Annotated in this window: 15 protein-coding genes; 10 read left to right on the top strand and 5 right to left on the bottom strand. The window is 52.8% G+C overall.

All coding sequences use genetic code 11. The annotated features are described in order from the left end of the window. Positions 1 to 25: 25 nt before the first annotated feature. Entirely contained in the window at positions 26 to 928 is a 903-nt protein-coding gene (locus CR46_RS0105535; RefSeq protein WP_030070739.1) for a LysR family transcriptional regulator, read from the bottom strand. A 273-nt stretch (positions 929 to 1,201) separates the two neighbouring features. Here CR46_RS0105535 and CR46_RS0105530 point away from each other — a divergent pair, with 273 nt between their 5' ends. The 9 genes from CR46_RS0105530 to CR46_RS0105490 all read left to right on the top strand — a co-directional run bounded on the left by CR46_RS0105530 (position 1,202) and on the right by CR46_RS0105490 (position 12,035). Next, entirely contained in the window at positions 1,202 to 1,648 is a 447-nt protein-coding gene (locus CR46_RS0105530) for a universal stress protein (RefSeq protein ID WP_030070737.1), read from the top strand. A gap of 135 nt (positions 1,649 to 1,783) precedes the next feature. After that, complete coding sequence (locus tag CR46_RS0105525; RefSeq protein WP_030070735.1) at positions 1,784 to 3,058, top strand: O-acetylhomoserine aminocarboxypropyltransferase/cysteine synthase family protein; 1,275 nt, start codon at positions 1,784 to 1,786, stop codon at positions 3,056 to 3,058. Positions 3,059 to 3,720: 662 nt separating this feature from the next. After that, positions 3,721 to 5,070 (top strand): GH1 family beta-glucosidase, encoded by a 1,350-nt coding sequence (locus CR46_RS0105520; RefSeq protein ID WP_030070733.1) that lies wholly within the window; start codon positions 3,721 to 3,723, stop codon positions 5,068 to 5,070. A 64-nt stretch (positions 5,071 to 5,134) separates the two neighbouring features. Continuing rightward, positions 5,135 to 6,775: an ABC transporter substrate-binding protein gene (locus CR46_RS0105515; RefSeq protein WP_084180379.1), complete on the top strand. Its 1,641-nt coding sequence runs from the start codon at positions 5,135 to 5,137 to the stop codon at positions 6,773 to 6,775. 84 nt (positions 6,776 to 6,859) lie between these two features. After that, a complete protein-coding gene (locus CR46_RS0105510; RefSeq protein WP_232222345.1) occupies positions 6,860 to 7,810 on the top strand; it encodes an ABC transporter permease in 951 nt (316 codons plus the stop codon). Positions 7,811 to 7,825: 15 nt separating this feature from the next. Continuing rightward, complete coding sequence (locus CR46_RS0105505) at positions 7,826 to 8,800, top strand: ABC transporter permease (RefSeq protein ID WP_035536348.1); 975 nt, start codon at positions 7,826 to 7,828, stop codon at positions 8,798 to 8,800. Continuing rightward, positions 8,800 to 9,810, top strand: a complete 1,011-nt coding sequence (locus CR46_RS0105500; protein ID WP_051690118.1) for an ABC transporter ATP-binding protein — start codon at positions 8,800 to 8,802, stop codon at positions 9,808 to 9,810. Before CR46_RS0105505 ends, CR46_RS0105500 begins: the two co-directional genes overlap by 1 nt. Beyond that, positions 9,807 to 10,820 (top strand): ABC transporter ATP-binding protein, encoded by a 1,014-nt coding sequence (locus CR46_RS0105495; RefSeq protein WP_232222344.1) that lies wholly within the window; start codon positions 9,807 to 9,809, stop codon positions 10,818 to 10,820. The genes CR46_RS0105500 and CR46_RS0105495 overlap by 4 nt, the downstream gene beginning before the upstream one ends. A gap of 219 nt (positions 10,821 to 11,039) precedes the next feature. After that, positions 11,040 to 12,035 carry a LacI family DNA-binding transcriptional regulator gene (locus CR46_RS0105490; RefSeq protein WP_030070721.1) on the top strand — a complete coding sequence of 332 codons (996 nt, stop codon included), beginning with the start codon at positions 11,040 to 11,042 and terminating at the stop codon, positions 12,033 to 12,035. 130 nt (positions 12,036 to 12,165) lie between these two features. On the opposite strand, the gene CR46_RS0105485 is transcribed toward CR46_RS0105490, so the two are convergent. The 4 genes from CR46_RS0105485 to speB all read right to left on the bottom strand — a co-directional run bounded on the left by CR46_RS0105485 (position 12,166) and on the right by speB (position 16,589). Further along, positions 12,166 to 13,479 (bottom strand): carbohydrate porin, encoded by a 1,314-nt coding sequence (locus CR46_RS0105485; protein WP_030070720.1) that lies wholly within the window; start codon positions 13,477 to 13,479, stop codon positions 12,166 to 12,168. 281 nt (positions 13,480 to 13,760) lie between these two features. After that, positions 13,761 to 14,102, bottom strand: a complete 342-nt coding sequence (locus tag CR46_RS0105480) for a DUF5368 family protein (protein ID WP_030070719.1) — start codon at positions 14,100 to 14,102, stop codon at positions 13,761 to 13,763. An 11-nt stretch (positions 14,103 to 14,113) separates the two neighbouring features. Further along, complete coding sequence (locus tag CR46_RS0105475; RefSeq protein ID WP_030070718.1) at positions 14,114 to 15,496, bottom strand: NAD(P)/FAD-dependent oxidoreductase; 1,383 nt, start codon at positions 15,494 to 15,496, stop codon at positions 14,114 to 14,116. Between the two features lie 196 nt (positions 15,497 to 15,692). Further along, entirely contained in the window at positions 15,693 to 16,589 is an 897-nt protein-coding gene (gene speB, locus CR46_RS0105470; protein WP_030070716.1) for an agmatinase, read from the bottom strand. A 158-nt stretch (positions 16,590 to 16,747) separates the two neighbouring features. Between speB and CR46_RS0105465 the strand changes: the two genes are divergently transcribed. Continuing rightward, positions 16,748 to 17,683, top strand: coding sequence for a LysR family transcriptional regulator (locus CR46_RS0105465; RefSeq protein WP_030070714.1), 936 nt, complete (start codon positions 16,748 to 16,750; stop codon positions 17,681 to 17,683). Positions 17,684 to 17,831 lie beyond the last annotated feature (148 nt).

The raw sequence follows: 17,831 nt of genomic DNA, 5'->3' as shown, positions 1-17,831 counted from the left end.
GGGTTATTTAATGAGGTTTAGTCCGTTAGGGGTAACGCCCTGAGCGGCGATTGTCCACAAGCACCTTTAGAATCGCGTTTGCCTCTTCCATAATCGGCGATGGTTTGTCGCCCCGTCGACGGCTACATACCACAGGCGTCGTGATGCTCTTATCGGCAAGCGTTACGTAGGAAACACCTTCACGTTGAACCCGTTTAACTTGTTCAGGCACCAGGGTAATACCAATCCCCGAAGCCACAAGGCTCAGCGCCGTTTGCAGCTCGTTGGCTTCTTGCACCACATCGATTTTTAGCCGCTGACGACGGAAGATACCCAGCACCACATCTGCCATGCTAGGGCGTGGTTTAGCAGGAAAAATAATCAGTGGATAGCGGGCGAGCTCTTCACAGGTAGGCGATGTGCCCTCTAATGGGTGACCGGTTGGCAGAGCCGCTATTAATGGTTCGTTAAACAGAATCTCTTGCTCAACATCTGGGTCGTCAATGCGCAGTCTTCCAAAGCCAATATCAATACGCCCTGCTTTAAGCGCTTGAATTTGTTGAATGGTGGTCATCTCTGCCAGCGATAGCTCGATATTTTCCCGTTTTCTTAGGTCACGGACTAGCATCGGCAGTTGGCCATAAAAGACAGAAGGAACAAAGCCCACACCGAAGAGTGTTCTTTGGCTGCGCGCCATACGCCGAGTGGCGTCTATAGTAACTTCAACTTTTTCTAATATTTGCAGTGCATGTTGCTGGAAAAAAGTACCGGCGGGCGTTAGGCGTAAGCCCCGAGAGCTGCGTTCAAACAGCACAGTGCCAACTTCTTGTTCCAACTGTTTAATTTGGCGAGATAAAGGAGGTTGCGACATATGCAGGCGTTCAGCGGCACAGGTGAGGTTCAGCTCTTCAGCAACGACGCAAAAGTAGCGTAAGTGGCGCAGTTCCATGATACCTCCTGGGTATGGGCAATAACTTAATCAATAGTCGTTTTGTTGTGGTTTGACGACCAGAATGAGCCTTAGTACCGAAACAGTGGTGGGCAAAATGGGGTGTTGCTATCTCTAGTTGAGCGATATCGGCACGCTGAAAGCAGGGGGCGTTAATGCGGTCTATTAGCCAAATATATTACCACATGATGCGTGGCTTCCCGACAGGCATTGGCTGACCGCTGCTGTTTTAAAACCTGTATCTATTTATAAAAAATAAAGGAGTGTGAGGTCATGTTTGATTCAATTCTAGTGCCGGTCGATGGCTCTGAACATGCCAAGCAAGCGGTTGACGTTGCTTGTCATTTGCTGAAAAAAGAAGGGTTGTCAAAAGTATATTTGCTGCATGTGCCTGAAGTACTCAGCTACACAACTACGATGGTCTGGGGATTAGGCGTGGTGAACCCTGAATCGACCTTAGCAGAGCGTGAACAAGCAGGTGAAACACTGTTAGAAAAAGCCTCTGTCTTTGCCACTCAAGCAGGTGCGTGCCAGGTTGAACGGCTGTTGGTTAGCGGTGATCCCGCCAGAGTAATTTTAGACGTAGCCAAGGCCAATAGCGTTGATGCGATCGTAATGGGCAGTCGAGGGCTTAGTGACCTAGGGAGTGTCATGATCGGCAGTGTTTCACACAAAGTTAGCCATGCCGCCAAGTGCTCAGTGATTACCGTAAGAAATTAACCGTTTGCTTGGCGCCTAAGCGCCACGCATTAACAAGAACGGCTCTGGCGACCCCCAGACTAAACGACATTGGCCTTCGGGGTGTCGCTTGTTTAGGATCAAGGATGATCCTTCATCAACTAGCGAGCTGTTCTTATGAAGCCTGAAACGATTGCCCTTCATCATGGTTATGCACCTGATTCACAAAACGCTGTTGCCGTGCCGATCCACCAGACCACGTCATTCTCATTTGATAACGCCCAGCACGCAGCGGATCTGTTTGATCTAAAAGTGGAAGGGAATATTTATTCGCGCATTATGAACCCAACCTGCGCGGTGCTGGAGCAGCGGGTGGCCGCATTGGAAGGCGGTATTGCAGGCTTGGCAGTGGCCTCTGGGATGGCTGCGATTACCTATGCGATCCAAACCATTGCTGAAGCGGGCGATAATATTGTCTCGATTAGTGAGCTGTATGGCGGCACGTACAACTTGTTTGCCCACACCTTGCCACGCCAAGGCATTCAAGTCAGGTTTGCCGATAAAGATGATATCGACGGCCTTGAAGCGCTGATTGACGAGCGTACCAAAGCAGTATTTTGCGAGAGTATCGGTAACCCATCTGGTGGCGTGGTAGACCTGCAAAAGTTGGCTGACGCAGCCCACCGTCATGGGGTGCCGGTGATTGTGGATAACACCACCGCAACGCCGTTTCTATGTCGCCCCATCGAACACGGAGCAGATATTGTCGTTCACTCGGCCACCAAATATATAGGCGGCCATGGCACCACAGTGGGCGGTGTGATTGTTGATTCAGGCACATTCCCCTGGGCGGAAAATGCCAGCCGTTTCCCGCTACTAAACGAGCCGGATATCTCCTATCACGGCGTTAGTTATACTCGCGATGTGGGCGACGCCGCCTTTATTGCCCGTGCTCGCGTGGTACCGCTACGCAACATGGGCGCGGCGCTTTCGGCTCAAGCGGCCTGGAACCTGCTGCAGGGGCTGGAAACGCTGTCGCTGCGGATTGAACGCATTTGTGCCAACGCGTTAGCCGTTGCCAAGCACTTGGAAAGCCATCCGCTGGTGAATTGGGTGCACTACGCGGGCTTGGAAAACCACCCTGACCATGCATTAGCCAAGCGCTATATGAACGGCCATGCCTCGGGGATTCTTAGCTTTGGCATTGAAGGCGGCCAGGCCGCAGGTGAGCGCTTCTACGATGCTCTGGCGCTGATTCTGCGTTTGGTTAATATCGGCGACGCCAAGAGCTGCTCTTCGATTCCAGCATCTACCACCCACCGCCAATTAAACGAGCAGGAGTTAAAGGCTGCTGGCGTCACGCCGGATATGGTGCGCTTGTCGATTGGCATTGAGCATATCGATGATTTGCTGGCAGACATTGACCAAGCGCTAGCGGCTTCTCAAGGGTAAAGCACCGCTGATGCGGATGTCGTCCGCGTTTCTTAACACTAGGTGCCTAAGTTTTTAAGTGTCTGAGAGAGGTCTGAATAATTACCGATATTCGTCAAATCTCGGGTGAATCGATAAAAAATCGCAGATTTAGGCACTATTTTCCCACTTTTTGTGCATTAACCGCTCATTGAGCGGTTAATGACCGCAGTCGTCCTATTCCTATAGATTTTCACTGATTAACAGGTCGCTTAACGCTGCCAACAAAAGCAAGCGCTGAGTGTTATTGGCTAGTACACGATCGTGAACCTTTCCATAACGAAAAAAACTTACTTGATGTATCAAAAGGGGAGCTCTGTCTTTAAGAGATTTCCTTGCGGCGGTTGTGCTCTCCCCATTTTTGAATTCAGGTAGCCAGCATCACCGAAGATGCGTTGCCCCTTTCCGCAAGGCTGCTTGTCGTCAACACCTATGTGCATTCTATAGCTTTGATGTTGAATTATGCAGTGCAGTAGCTCCGATTAATGGGCTTTCTGCCATATCTTATTAAATAGCCTGACAGCGACTAAAGAGCTTTAGGCGTTCCACTCAAAAAGGACCTATACGAAGGTCTAATTTGCTTATGAAAGCGGTTTCATGATGATGGGCCCACGTCCATTTCCGAATTCATAACAGGAATATTCATGCAGCGAATCGATCTTCCCTCGTCCTCTCGCTTACTCAGTCCAGACTTTACGTTCGGCGTTGCTACGGCGTCTTTTCAGATTGAAGGTGCCACTCAGGCAGATGGTCGTCTGCCGTCCATCTGGGACCAATTCTGCGCGAGGCAGGGTCATGTCAAGAATGGTGATACCGGCCTACCCGCCTGCGATCACTACAACCGTTGGCAGAAAGACGTGGAGATGATTCGAGACTTGGGAGTTGATGCGTACCGTCTTTCAATTGCATGGCCTAGAGTGATGACCCAGGACGGACAGCCCAACACCAAGGGCCTCGATTTTTATAAGCAACTACTGGATCGTCTGCAAGAATTTGATATTCGCTCATTTGTCACTCTCTATCACTGGGATCTACCTCAGCATCTGCAGGATCGAGGCGGATGGCTGAACCGTGATACGGCATACCGTTTTCAGGATTATGCCAGCCTGGTAAGCCGTGAACTGGGGGATCGCGTGGATACCTATGCCACCCTAAATGAGCCTTGGGTTAGTGCCATTCTCGGGCACGAAGTGGGCATCCACGCTCCAGGCATGACCAATGCCCGACTGGCACGGCAAGCAGGCCACCATATGTTACTGGCTCACGGACTGGGTATGCAGACTCTGCGTCAAGAGGCTCCTGAGGCGAATGCCGGTCTTGTACTCAACATGGGACCAAACACCCCTCATAGTCGACGCTATGATGACCGCGCAGCCGCCCTTATTGGCGAAGCCAGTATGAATCACTGGTTTCTGGAACCCGTTCTCGAAGGCAGGTACCCACAACTCTATACTCGGCTCCGTCCTGAACTGACCCCACAAATCCTGCCGGGGGATATGGAGATTATTTCTCAGGATGTCGACTTCATCGGCATCAATTACTACACACGCGGCATTGTTTCTTTCGATCGTGAGAAGTGGGTCAAGGATCATGCTGCGAAGGATGCCGAGGTCACCGACTTTGGCTGGGAAGTGTACCCGCAGGGCCTGACCGATCTCCTTGTCGATCTCAATTCCCAGTACATACTCCCGCCTTTGATGATCACCGAGAACGGCATGGCCGGGGATGACCATCTGGAACAGGACAGGGTTCATGATGAACAGCGCTGCCGATACCTCCAGAGCCACCTGCAGGCAGTGCATGAGGCTATTGAACAAGGTGTCGATGTGCGTGGCTACTTTGCCTGGAGCCTAATGGATAACTTCGAGTGGGCAGAAGGCTACAGCAAGCGCTTCGGCATGGTCTATATCGACTACGAAACCCAGCAGCGCACGCTCAAGGACAGCGCCAGGTTATTTGCCGATTTTCTGAAGCAACGGCCAGCATCACGCTGAGTATCACTAACTTTCACATAGTATCAGCACGCAAACACAACGATAACAAAAGAAGGTATACGTCATGAAAACATTTCACATGCTCGCACTGGCCGTCGCCGTGGCTTCGGCTTCAGCTTCTGTTTATGCGGAGAAAACACCGTTAAAGGGAGGGACACTCACCGTACCCGTTATCACCACGGCATTTACCAAGAGCTTTAACCCCTATGTGGACAAGCTCAATATCGTCGGTGGCATGATGTTTGAACCCCTGGCCTTCACCAATGTCAGGCAGGGTGAAACCAGCTACCGGCTGGCGGAAAGCTTCGAGTACGACGAGGACTACAAGAGCATCACCTATACTCTGCGGGAAGGCCTCGAATGGTCCGACGGCGAACCGTTGACTGCAGATGATGTGGTCTATACCTTCGAGCTGGCCCGAGAAGTGGCTATCTACGACATTGCCGGTGTGATTGCCAGCGGCCTGGTGACCCAAGTCACTAAGGTGTCGGATCGAGCCGTCCGCTTCGACCTGGCCCAGAAAGACAGCACTGCCCACTGGGATATCAACCGCTACATGCCGCTGCCCAGACATGTCTGGTCAGAGGCCGAAGATCTCACCACCTTCGGCAACCCAGAGGGCATTGGCTCTGGCCCGGTCACCGAACTGAGCTATGTCCGCGCCCAGCAGATGGAAGTCTGCCGCAATCCTCATTACTTCTTGGAAGACCGCCCCTATCTGGACTGTGTCAAATACAGGGCCTTCAGTGACAACTCACAAATTCAGCCTGCCCTGATGAGTGGCGAACTTGACTGGGGTTCCAACTTCATCGCTGATGTCGACAAAACCTATGTCGAGACAAATCCGGACAATCATCACTACTGGTATCCGCCCAACGACGCCATCCACCTGTATTTCAACACCAAGCGGGCCCCCTTCGATAATGTGAAATTCCGTCAAGCTGTGTCTGTGGCACTCGACCGGGAGTCCATTGTGGAATTTGCCGCCTACGGCTACCCCACCCCTAACTTCTCTCCCGGCGGTATTGGTGACTACTTCAGCGACTACATGAGTGAGTCGGTCATGGACGACTATGGTTGGCTGACCCAATATGACCCGGACAGGGCCCGCGAACTTCTGGATGAAGCGGGTTACGTGGACGCCGATGGCGATGGACTGCGGGATCTGCCAGACGGCTCGCCCCTCTCCTTCGATATTCAGGTGGTGAATGGCTGGACCGACTGGGTACAGGCGGTGATGATGATCACCGAGTACCTGCAGGAACTGGACATCGATGCCAGCGTCAATGCCGTGGAGTGGGGCGTTTACGACAAGTCTCTCAAGGAAGGCGAGTACGACGCAGCGATCAACTGGTCCCTGCTGTCCACCCACCCGATCCAGACCTTCAAGGAGTACTACCACACCAGCCGTGCCGGCCAGATCTGGCATGCCGGGCATGGGGTGCATTCGGAGGAAGTCGACGAGCTGATTGAGGGCTTCGGAGCCCTGACCGAAGAAAGTGCCAAACAGGAAACCCTGGATGAGCTGCAGCGTTTTACCGCTGAAAAGCTGCCCTTCACTCCCCTGTTCTCGAACGCCACCTGGTTCCAGTACAACACCAGCCGCTTCAAAGGATGGCCAAGTGCCGAAGATCCCTATGTGCACCCGGTATTCTACACGGTGGGCAATAACACTCTGATCTTCAACAATCTTCACCTGAAGTAAGCCCTACGGAGCCGGACCTGGTAAACAGGCTTCGGCTCCCTATACCCCGAGGTCATGCCCATGCGGTATATAACCAGCCGATTAATGTTCTACTTCGTCGCATTCATGGTGGCGATTTCTTTCAATTTCCTGCTACCACGAGTAATGCCCGGCGACCCGGTTGACGCGCTTTTCGCAGGCGCCGCTGGCCAGCTCGACCCGTCGCAGATGGATGCCATCCGTGCCATGTACGGTTTCTCCGAAGGCTCTCTGTGGTCACAGTATGTGCAGTATGTGATGAGCGTTTTCACCGGCGACCTGGGCCCGTCCATCCTGATGTACCCATCAGAGGTCACCACCGTGCTAGGGTTCACTTTCCCCTGGACTCTCTTTCTGATTGGTCTGGGTGTTACCACCGCCATTCTTCTGGGGCTGGTGCTCGGCACCATTGTAGCCTACAAGCGTGGCAACTGGTTTACTTCTGTCTTTCCGCCTCTGACAGCGGTGATTTCCTCAATGCCCGCCGTGGTTGTGGCTCTGCTGGTTTTCTATATCTTCGGTATGCAGCTGCAGTGGTTTCCCATGAGTTATGCCGCCGACCCGGCTCTGGAGCCGAGCTGGAACGCCGAATACCTGTCCAGCGTTGCCCGTCACGCCGTTTTGCCGCTGCTGGTCATTGTTCTGGTGGGCCTATCCCAATGGGTAATGACCATGCGCAATGCCATGATCAATGTGCTGGGTGAAGACATCATCACCATGGCTGAGGCCAAGGGGCTCAGCCAGTCACGAATCATGCTGCGCTATGCCTCCCGCAACGCGGTATTGCCAGTCGTCACATCCGTGGCCATGGGCTTGGGTTTTGCAGTGGCCGGGCAAATCTTTATCGAGATCGTATTCAACTATCCCGGTGTCGGCAATACATTGCTTAAGGCCATCAATGCCCGTGACTACCCGCTGGTGCAGGCGCTGCTGCTGCTGATTGTGGCTTTCGTGCTGATTGGCAACTTCATCGCGGACTTGACCTACCTGTGGCTGGACCCACGTCTGAGAAAATAATAACAGGGCTGACCAATGACTGATCAACTATCGATTCAAAGCGCCAACCGACGGTCCATGGCCGCCCCCGGCAAACGTAAGCGGCTGCGCAATTTTCTGGCATTCTTTCATGGCAATATGTCGGCGAAAATCGGCTTTGGCGTGATGGCTATCGTGATGGTGGCCTGCCTTATGGCCCCCTGGGTGGCGCCTTATGACCCGCAAGAGCGGGTGGCCCGGCCCCATGTTGAACCCAGTGCCGAACACATCTTCGGCACTACCCGCCAGGGGCGGGACATCTTCAGCCAGATACTGTATGGAGGCCAGGCATCGCTAGCCGTGGCCTTTACTGCCGGGGCCATCTCCACAGTCATCTCCATTCTGGTGGGGATTTCAGCTGGCTATTTCGGAGGCCGCATAGACCAGTGGCTCAACTTCGTCATGAACGTGGTACTGGTTTTTCCTCAACTTCCGCTATTAATTGTACTGGCGGCCTTTCTGGGGCAAGTGGGGCCGATTGTGATCGCCATTCTGATCGGCGTGACCAGTTGGCCCTGGGGAGCCAGGGTTCTGCGTTCCCAGACCATGGCCCTGCGCCAGAAGGAATTTGTCCTGTCGGCGGAATGCATGGGTGAAAGCCGTATTCGCATCATTCTGGTGGAAATTCTGCCCAACCTGATTTCCATTGTTGCCGGCAGTTTTGTGGGCGTGGTGATGTATGCCCTGATTAACGAGGCTGGCCTTGAATTCCTGGGCCTGGGCGATCCCACCAGCGTTACCTGGGGCACCATGCTCTACTGGGCCCAATCGTCCGCGGCGCTGTACACCGGCGGTTGGTGGGAAATGATCGTGCCGGCTCTCACCATTGCCCTGGTGGGCGGTGCCCTGGCCCTGATCAACATATCCATCGATCAGGTCAGCAACCCCAAACTCAAGACCGGTGCCCACATTAAGCGTTGGCGTCGGCTTAACCGAGACATTCAGGCCAAGCGTCTTCGAGGAGTTTCCTAATGGCGACCCATGCTTTCCAACCCGCCAAAGACGAAGACACCAGTGAGCTGCTGGAAATTCGCAACCTCTGTGTCGATTATGTCTCGCCCAAAGGCATGATCCGCGCCGTCAATGATATCAGCCTCAACATCCGCCCTGGCGAAACCCTGGGGCTGGCCGGTGAGTCAGGCTGTGGCAAGTCCACCCTGGCATTTTCCATTGCCCGTCTGCACAAGGCTCCGGCGTTGATCTCGGAAGGACAGATCATTTACCGCGGCCGGGATGTACTATCCATGAACAAGCGCATCCTGCGTCAGTTCCGCTGGAACGAGGTGAGCGTGGTCTTCCAGAGTGCCATGAACTCCCTGAACCCGGTGATCACCATTGGTGAGCAGATCATTGACGTGATTCTGGCCCATTGCCGGGTCAGCAAGAAAGAGGCCTGGAGCCAGGGCGAAGAACTGCTGAAAACCGTGGGCCTGCATGCCGCCCGGATGCACAGCTTCCCCCACCAGCTCAGCGGCGGCATGCGCCAGCGGGTGGTGATTGCGATTGCCCTGGCACTACGGCCGAAGCTGATCATCATGGACGAACCCACCACGGCGCTCGACGTGGTGGTGGAGCGGGAAATCATGGACGAGCTGTACCAGCTAAAGGACAAGTTCGGGTTCTCAATCCTGTTTATCAGCCATGACCTGAGTCTGATGGGCGAGATTGCCGACCGCATCGGCATCATGTATGCCGGACAGCTGGTGGAACTGGGCACCGCCGACGAAGTCTTCCATAATCCGCAGCATCCCTATACTCAAGGACTAATCAACTCCTTCCCCACCATTCACGGCCCCCGGGAAAGGCTATATGGGATCCCGGGCAACCCCCTCAACCTGCTTGAAGCGCCAGACGGGTGCTACTTCCAGGAACGCTGCCAACACTGCTTTTCTCCCTGTAAAGATCAGAGTCCGCAGATGCTGGAAGTCAGGCCCGGTCACCAGGCAGCCTGCCATGCGCTAGATACGAGGATGACAGGATGACCATGACTGCAGACAACACTAGCCCCATCGTTTCGGCCCGCAACCTGACCCAGGATTTCAACATGGGCGGGGCGCTGTTCAAAAAAAGCATCCTACGGGCGCTGAACGCCGTGTCTTTCGATCTATTTCCTGGCCAGGCCTTGGCCATTGTCGGTGAGTCAGGCAGCGGCAAAAGCACCAGCGCCCGGATTCTGGCCCAGATCTACCAACCTACCTCCGGCGAAGTCACTTTCAATGGCAAGCCGATGGCCGAAATGGTGGCCGAAAGCGGCAAGCGCGGCTTCGCCAGCCATGTGCAGATGATCTTCCAGGACCCCTTCGGCAGCCTGAATCCGGTACATCGGGTGTTCTACCAGATTGCGCGCCCGCTGCAGCTGCACAACAAGACCGCTGACCCGGAAAAACTCCGAGCCCGTGTCATCGAGCTTCTGGAAACCGTGGGCCTAACGCCTGCTGAGGAAACCGCCGACAAATTTCCCTATGAACTCAGTGGCGGCCAGCGCCAGCGGGTGGCCATTGCCCGCGCCCTGGCGGTGGATCCCCAGGTCATTCTGGCCGATGAACCCATCTCAATGTTGGATGTGTCCATCCGGCTAGGTATTCTCAACCTGATGATTGATCTGAAGGAAAAGCATGGCATTGCCTTCATGTACATCACCCACGACATTGCCACTGCCCGCTATTTTGCCGAGCGCACCGCTGTGATGTACGTGGGCCATATGGTGGAATGGGGTAACAGCGATTCGGTGACCCAGACGCCCCAGCACCCCTACACTCAGTTGCTGCTTGCCGCAGCTCCCCAGCCTGGATCTCAGAAAAACCGAGACATGAGACAATACCAGCACAAAGCTGATATCCCCATGTGGCAACCTGATAGCAAGGGCTGTCCATTTGCTGAGCGTTGCCCGCACGCAAGTCCTGTCTGCAAAACGCAACTTCCTGGCGTCACGCAGATAGCGGAGGATCACTTTGTGCGGTGCTATCTGTATGAATCGGATAACGCTTCCTGAAGACATTCTCTAGTCAAGCTGTGGAAGTACGCCTGCAAGGGGGGCATGAAAGCCATGGGATTTCGCTATATACTATGTTCCCCTTGATCTGGAGGACGCTGAATGATGTGTCGATTGCGCCTCTAGGCCATGCTGGGAAAACACAAGATACATAACTGCGTGAGCGCGTGTTATCCGAGTTTTCCTGGCTTTGACGTTCGCCACACATCAGGAGCAAGCATGCCCACGATCAAAGAGGTCGCTAGCCTGGCTAGGGTCTCTCCTGCCACTGTCTCGCGCGTTATGAATGGCGAAGTTCCCGTAGCGGAGCAGACCCGTCAGCGGGTAGAAGACGCTATGCGCCACCTCGGGTATCGCCCCAACTCTTTCGCACGCTCTTTAGCATCGAATCGTTCTGATTGTATCGGTCTTGTCATCTCGCATCTGGCAGGCCCTTTTATGGGCACCTTGATGACCACCCTCGAGGAACAGCTGCGCCTCAATCATAAGTCACTGCTGGTGGCTTCCGGTCATGACGAGCTGACACGTGAAAAGGAGTCGATTGATTTTCTCATGTCGAGACGCTGCGATGGCTTGCTGATCCAGTCCGACCGCTTGAGTGACGACGCACTCATTAAACTCGCCCAAGAGATCCCGCTAGTGGTTATTAACCGCCGCATAGCGGGGCTGGAAGAACAATGCAGTCACGTTGATAACTGCCAAGGTAGTTACCTTGCAACACGTCATTTGATTAACAACGGACACCGTCATATCGCTTACATCACAGGGCCACTGTGGAAACAGGACGCTGCACAACGGCTGGAAGGCTATCGTTTGGCCATGGAAGAAGCTGGCTTGGTGATTGATGAGGCTGCCATTATCGAAGGGAACTGGCTGGAGTCCAGTGGGCGAAACGCCGTTCTCACCCTGCGGGAGAGTGGTGTTCGCTTTACTGCTCTGGCTGTCGGCAATGACGATATGGCCATCGGTGCCATGCTGCAGATGCAGGAATGGGGATGGCGTATACCTAAGGACGTCTCGTTGGTGGGCTTCGATGATGAAGTCTATGCGCATTTTGTGACTCCAGGGCTCACCTCAGTTCACGTTCCGGTAGATGCCATGGCTCAGTCAGCCAGTGCTCAGCTCCTAGCACTTCTTGATGGCAAGCCTTTAGAAGGCCAGCGCTGCTTCATGACACACTTGGTGGAACGGAAAACAGTGGCACCTCCTCCCTGACCGTCAACCGCAAATCTTAACGCGTCACCAAAAATTAGCGCGGACCAATACATTTCACACTGGAGATAAAAAGAGCCTGTTTGAAAACAGGCTCAAAAGTAGCTAGTAAGGAGTACCTTTCAGGAAATGATTACCACCACATATCAGCCTGGATGCCTACGAGAATATCGCTTTCGGCACGCTGATCACCGTCCAGATACGTCGCGAGGAAACGAATCTCCGGTATTGGTCCAAAGCCGGTATCGACTTTCAGCTTAGGCCCTACTGTCAACTTGTAATCGTAGCTGCTTGATGTTGTGTCTGAGGCATCTTTTTCATGGTTATACTGGTAGCCGACTTCCGTTATAAAATCCAAGTTATCGCTGATAGGGAAGGTAGGACGCACCATCGCCGATGCCCAGCTATCTGTACTGCCATTTTCCTTGTCATTATATTGCCCTTGCAGAGAATGGAATACGCTCACACCATTATCAAAGAAGTATCCTCCCCAAACCAGCGCACGCATGGATATGTCACCACTTTCCACGGCTTTCACACATGATGTTCCACAATCGGTGCCAGTGATCTTGTTCGCAATGACATTACTACCGGGTGCGTAAGTGTTGTAGGTTGTCAACGTGCCCCCTAACAGCTGCCCAGATCCTAACCCCTTACCTACCTGACCGATGTACTTGGTAAAGCCCTTCTCAGACAAGCCATAGACACTCTCCGAATGAACAATAGCACTTAGGTCATATCCACTGGTAGCGTACTCATTGGAAACACCATTTTCTTCAATAATGTTATCGGGCAAATGCTTGCCCATGGCGTGCAGTTCAACACCGCCCAGGTCAATACCAACATGTACTGCGTTCATAACATTGTTGCCGTCTCCCCAGAATCCTGTATCCCCTGAGTCATCACTGGCAATGTAGGCAAAATCCCATTTGTTTCCACCTAACTCTATCCCTTCAACCCCGACACCTGTACCGGACATATCGGTGTAGAAAAAGTCCGTCATAAAGATGTAGTTATCCTTACCATAGAAACGCTTACCGCCCCATACGGTGCCGGTTTCTGTGTAACCGTCGAACTCGACATAAGTCTCAACCATACCAATTTCGCTATTTGTCGCATCGGCATTGGCGCCCAACTGATTAGTGGCATATTGCGAATTATCTGCACCTGCTCGGGTTTTGATACGAACTTGCTGCCCCTTCTCGTTTTCGAAATTCTTCTGTAGCGCCAGCTCGAAGTGATTGTCAGATTCAATACCCAGTCGTCCCAGTCGCTCTTTTGAACCAGGAAACTTTGAACGTTTGAAATCATCATTCGCATCGAGCAGCACACCCGCTCGAAAGTAACCGTGGAATTCAAACCCTTCGGACTTCTCTGCGTAAGTCGGCATGGAGATCATCCCTGTCGATACTGCCATAAAGGCGAGGGTCATTTTTGTTAGTTTCATTGTAACTCCACCATAAAGAAGACATAAGTAAAATGAAATCGGTTTCATTTAGAGGCAGACGTATATCAAGCTGCAGCCCTACTGATGATCTATGAAACCGGTTTCATAGATAAATTAGACATTAGTCTTCTGTATATGCCATCAGTTATGTACTTATAGTAAATAAGTGTTTCTCAATATGTATGAAACAAGTGTGTGGCGATCGTCGCTTCAGTAGAAGTGGTGTCATCGGTGGTTTTGACTCAGCCCACGTGCGCGTGGGCTGAGTCACATTGGAATGCTCAATCGGTACGCCGATCACTGATTAAATAGCTCAAAGGGTGTAAGACTATCAAGGCAACCATAAAGGTTGCGATTGCGGCGCCTGTCAACGCCACCCAGTCAACCACTGTCGCGACGTAATCCAGCGTAGAGTGAGTAAACCAGGGCACCCAAACAAAGGCTGTTAGCCCAACCAGTCCGGCCAATAGTAGAGCAAGCACGCTACGGTGATGGGTGATTTGGTAGCCACGCAGATAAGCGAAAAGGTGTAGGCCAACGATAATCACAGCGGCTGCTAACATTAGCCAAATGAAGGGGGCGAGCGCGTACATTAAAATCGTAATGATGCCGGTAAGGGTCATAATGGTGCTCCTTAAGCTTGGCCTTCAAGAACGGCGTAATAAGCGGGTTGAAGCATGCGATCTTTCATTACCCAGGTAACCCAAGACTCGTCAGTAGGATCAATAAACGGGAAAGACGGCATAAAGGCGAAGTTGTCTTCATAACCAAACTCCACCAGCATAGCCTTGCCAATGCCGGTAATCATGGGGCATGAGGTGTAGCCGGTATGACGGGCGGGTAGCGGGTTTCCTTGCATGACAGCAATCAGGTTGGCTTCTACTACAGGCGCTTGGGCCTTAACGCTAGCAGCCGTTTTATTAATCGGTGCGCCGATGACATCGCCAATACCGAACACTTCGGGGTAGCGGTTGTGCTGCATGGTGTAGATGTCGACATCTAACCATTCGCCTCTGAATGGGCCGTCTTGAGCGATAAGCGCACTCTGCTTGACGAAGTCGTGAGCACTCATCGGCGGCACTACGTGAATAAAATCATAGTCCGCAATCACCGTGGGTTGGTTATCGCGTCTGAACTCAGCTTCGCGAAGCTGGTGATGCGAGGTGAATTCGCTGTCAGGGCCAACAAAGGTGAACTCAGCCTGCTTGGCCTGAGGATCAATGGCGGAAAGGCGATAGTGATGCCGCCTATTGACACCTTGCTCGTCAAAGCGCTGTTTAACGAATTCATTAACCCAAGGCTGAGAAAACAGGGCGTCGCCAGGTGCCATAAAGTCTACCTCAAAGGCATCGCGCCGCCCCGAAGCTTCCAAGCGACTTAATGTCGTAAAGGTCATTTTAAGCGGTGCGCCAGCACACTTAACCGGCGTGGGGGCCGCGGTAAAAATGCCTTTGCCTTGGCCGCTATCTAACCATGTCTGAATAGCCTGATTGGTGCGCGTAGCACCCTCAATGCTGGCGTAGACACTGCCAATCCCATGTTGACCTACTAACGATGGCGACATGCCTTCGATCAGGTGATAGTTGAGTTGAATGCCCGTAGCCACCACTAGGTAGTCGTAGTCTAGTGTTGCACCATTGGCAAGGCCGACTCGTTTATTATCGGCATCAATGCTGGCCGCGTATTCGCGCACCCACTTCACTCCTCGCGGCACAAACTGAGCATTAGGGCGCATGGTTTTATCAGGCTGCCAAACGCCCGAGGCAACCAGTGTCCAGCCTGGTTGATAATGGTGTGTGCTGCGCGGTTCAACCAGTGTAATGGTTCCTCCTTCGAGCCGTGTGGCTAGTCGATTAGCCATTGCCATGCCCGCCGCGCCGCCGCCAAGAATGACGATGTGAGCCTGGGTTTGTAGGGTATTAGCAGAGACTGCGCTAAAAGGAAGAAGGCTGCTGATCCCTAGTCCAGTGCCTACTTTCAGTAGCTCTCGACGGTTCAGCAATAGTGGCTTATGCATGGTTAACTCCTGAAGAGAAGTCTAATATATATTTTTTAGTTATATTGTTATTCTATATATTATGCGCTGCGCAGAAAATCGCCATTATCACTTTGGTCATTAACACTTCGTCGCAAGGCGTAACCAAAATGTTACTCCTTGCTGGGGTAGTTACGTTTTGCTCAGTAGTGGGCGGGTACTTGCAGGGGCTAAAAGGCTATTTAGACGCGGCCAGCGTATATAAAAACTCTAGCCCCAGGGTGGCTGCAGCGAGTGACGTGATATCGCCATGGTCGTAAGCGGGGTTTACTTCAACCACATCCATGCCAATTAACTCCATGCCGACCATGCCGCGGATCACTTTTAGCATCAGGTCGGTAGACATGCCGCCACATACCGGTGTCCCGGTTCCTGGCGCGTAGGCAGGGTCTAAGCCATCAATGTCCAGGCTGATATAAGCCGGATGATAGCCAACACGGGCACGGATGCGTTTCAGGACAGCGGCAGGGCCGTGTTCATTTACCCAGTCGGCATCTAGCACTTCATAAGGGTGGTTATGGCGGTCGTAGCTGGTGCGAATACCAATTTGTAGCGAGTGCTCCGGCACTACCAACCCCTCTTTTAAGGCATGGTGGAAAATAGTGCCATGGTCAAAACGCGTGCCTTGCTCGTAGGTGTCGGTATGGGCATCAAAATGGATCAGTGCCAGTGGGCCATGCACCCGAGCATGAGCGCGTAGCAGGGGTAGGCTGATATAGTGGTCACCACCCAGTGTCAGCATTTTTTTACCGGCCTTTAGCCAACGCAAAGCGTGGGTTTCAAGGTTATCGACTAGGCTTTCCGGCTCGCCGTAGGCGTAGTCCAGGTTGCCCGCGTCGCATACCCCTAGCCGATCTTCCAAGGCGAAGTCCCAGGGCCAGCGTTTGCCCTCCCAGATAAGGTTAGCAGTGCTTTGACGAATGGCGTTTGGCCCCATGCGGGTGCCTGATCGTCCAGAGCACGCCAGATCAAAGGGCACGCCGCTCACCACTACCTCAGCATCGGTCGTTTTAGGATCGGTGGCCTTCGGCACGCCCATAAAGGTAGAAATAACATCACCAAACAGGCTTGGCATGATCTGAGATGGGGTCACCTAGCGTGTACTCCTATGGTGTGCAGTAACAATAAATCGGGGGTATTAGGCGAGAAGAAGCGCGACGATAAGGAATTTTTAGCGATGAATAAAATGAATGTTTAGAATGAAACTATTCGTTAAATAAATAGTGAGGCGCTATGCGTTCGCTTCGTCATTTTGATTTAAATCTTCTGTTGGTATTTGAAGCGCTAATGCGTGAACGCCATGTCACTCGGGCGGCGGAAAAACTGCATTTAAGCCAGCCAGCGCTTAGCCATGCGTTAAAAAGGTTGCGGGATGCGCTGGAAGATCCATTATTAATACGGACAAACACGGGGCTGCAGCCAACGCCTCGTGCGCTGGCGCTATTGCCCGTGGTGCAGCAGGCGCTGGCCATGTTGCAAGAAGGACTCGCCCCGCCGACCAACTTTTTACCAGCCACCAGTGCGCGGCATTTCACCCTGGCCACCACGGATTATTTTGAAGAGGTCATGTACCCGACTTTTCTTAGCCAATTGCTGACTTACGCGCCGGATATCAGCTTTTCCATTGAGCTGATTACTCCCAACGTACTGAGTGAGGGTCTGGAGCAGCGACAAGTGGATATGGTGGTCGGGCTGGATAGCCAAAGCGCGCTGCCCAGTGGGGTCATCCAGCATGCTTGGATGGATGAGGCATTGGTTTGTTTAGCGGCAACGGATAATAACCAGGTAGGCGATGCACTGGAGCTTCACCAGTTTGCCCGTGAACCGCATGTAGCACTGACGGATATCACCGGTTTAAGGCCAAGTAATATCGATAGTTGCTTAGTGCAGCACGGCTTAACACGGCGGGTGATTTCAAAGAACTTAAATTATATTGCGGCAGCGCGGGTCGTTGCGCTCACTAATGCGATCATGACGCTGCCACGCCAAATGGCTAAGCGATTTGTCACGATGCTGCCAGTGCGTATTGTCGTGCCACCTAAAGAGTTACCTGCACTTAATATGACGCTGATTCAACACGGGCTGTATGCCAACGACCCCGCCCTCGTTTGGTTGACTCAATCGCTGATCGAATTCGCTAGCACCTTTAAGCAGAAAGGCGTCGAATAATAGCCTAACTCCGCTTGGTGGTGGGAAGTTGCTTCAAGCAAGGTGGATGACCCAGTAGAGATGACTCGGTAGTGATGACTCAGTAGTGATGACTTAGCAGGGATGACTTAGCAGGGATGACTTAGTAGAGTGTCATAAAGGAAATAGT

Origin of the sequence: Vreelandella neptunia (assembly GCF_000712975.1) — a bacterium.
GTDB lineage: Bacteria > Pseudomonadota > Gammaproteobacteria > Pseudomonadales > Halomonadaceae > Vreelandella > Vreelandella qaidamensis.
This window is presented reverse-complemented; position numbering and strand designations above follow the sequence as displayed.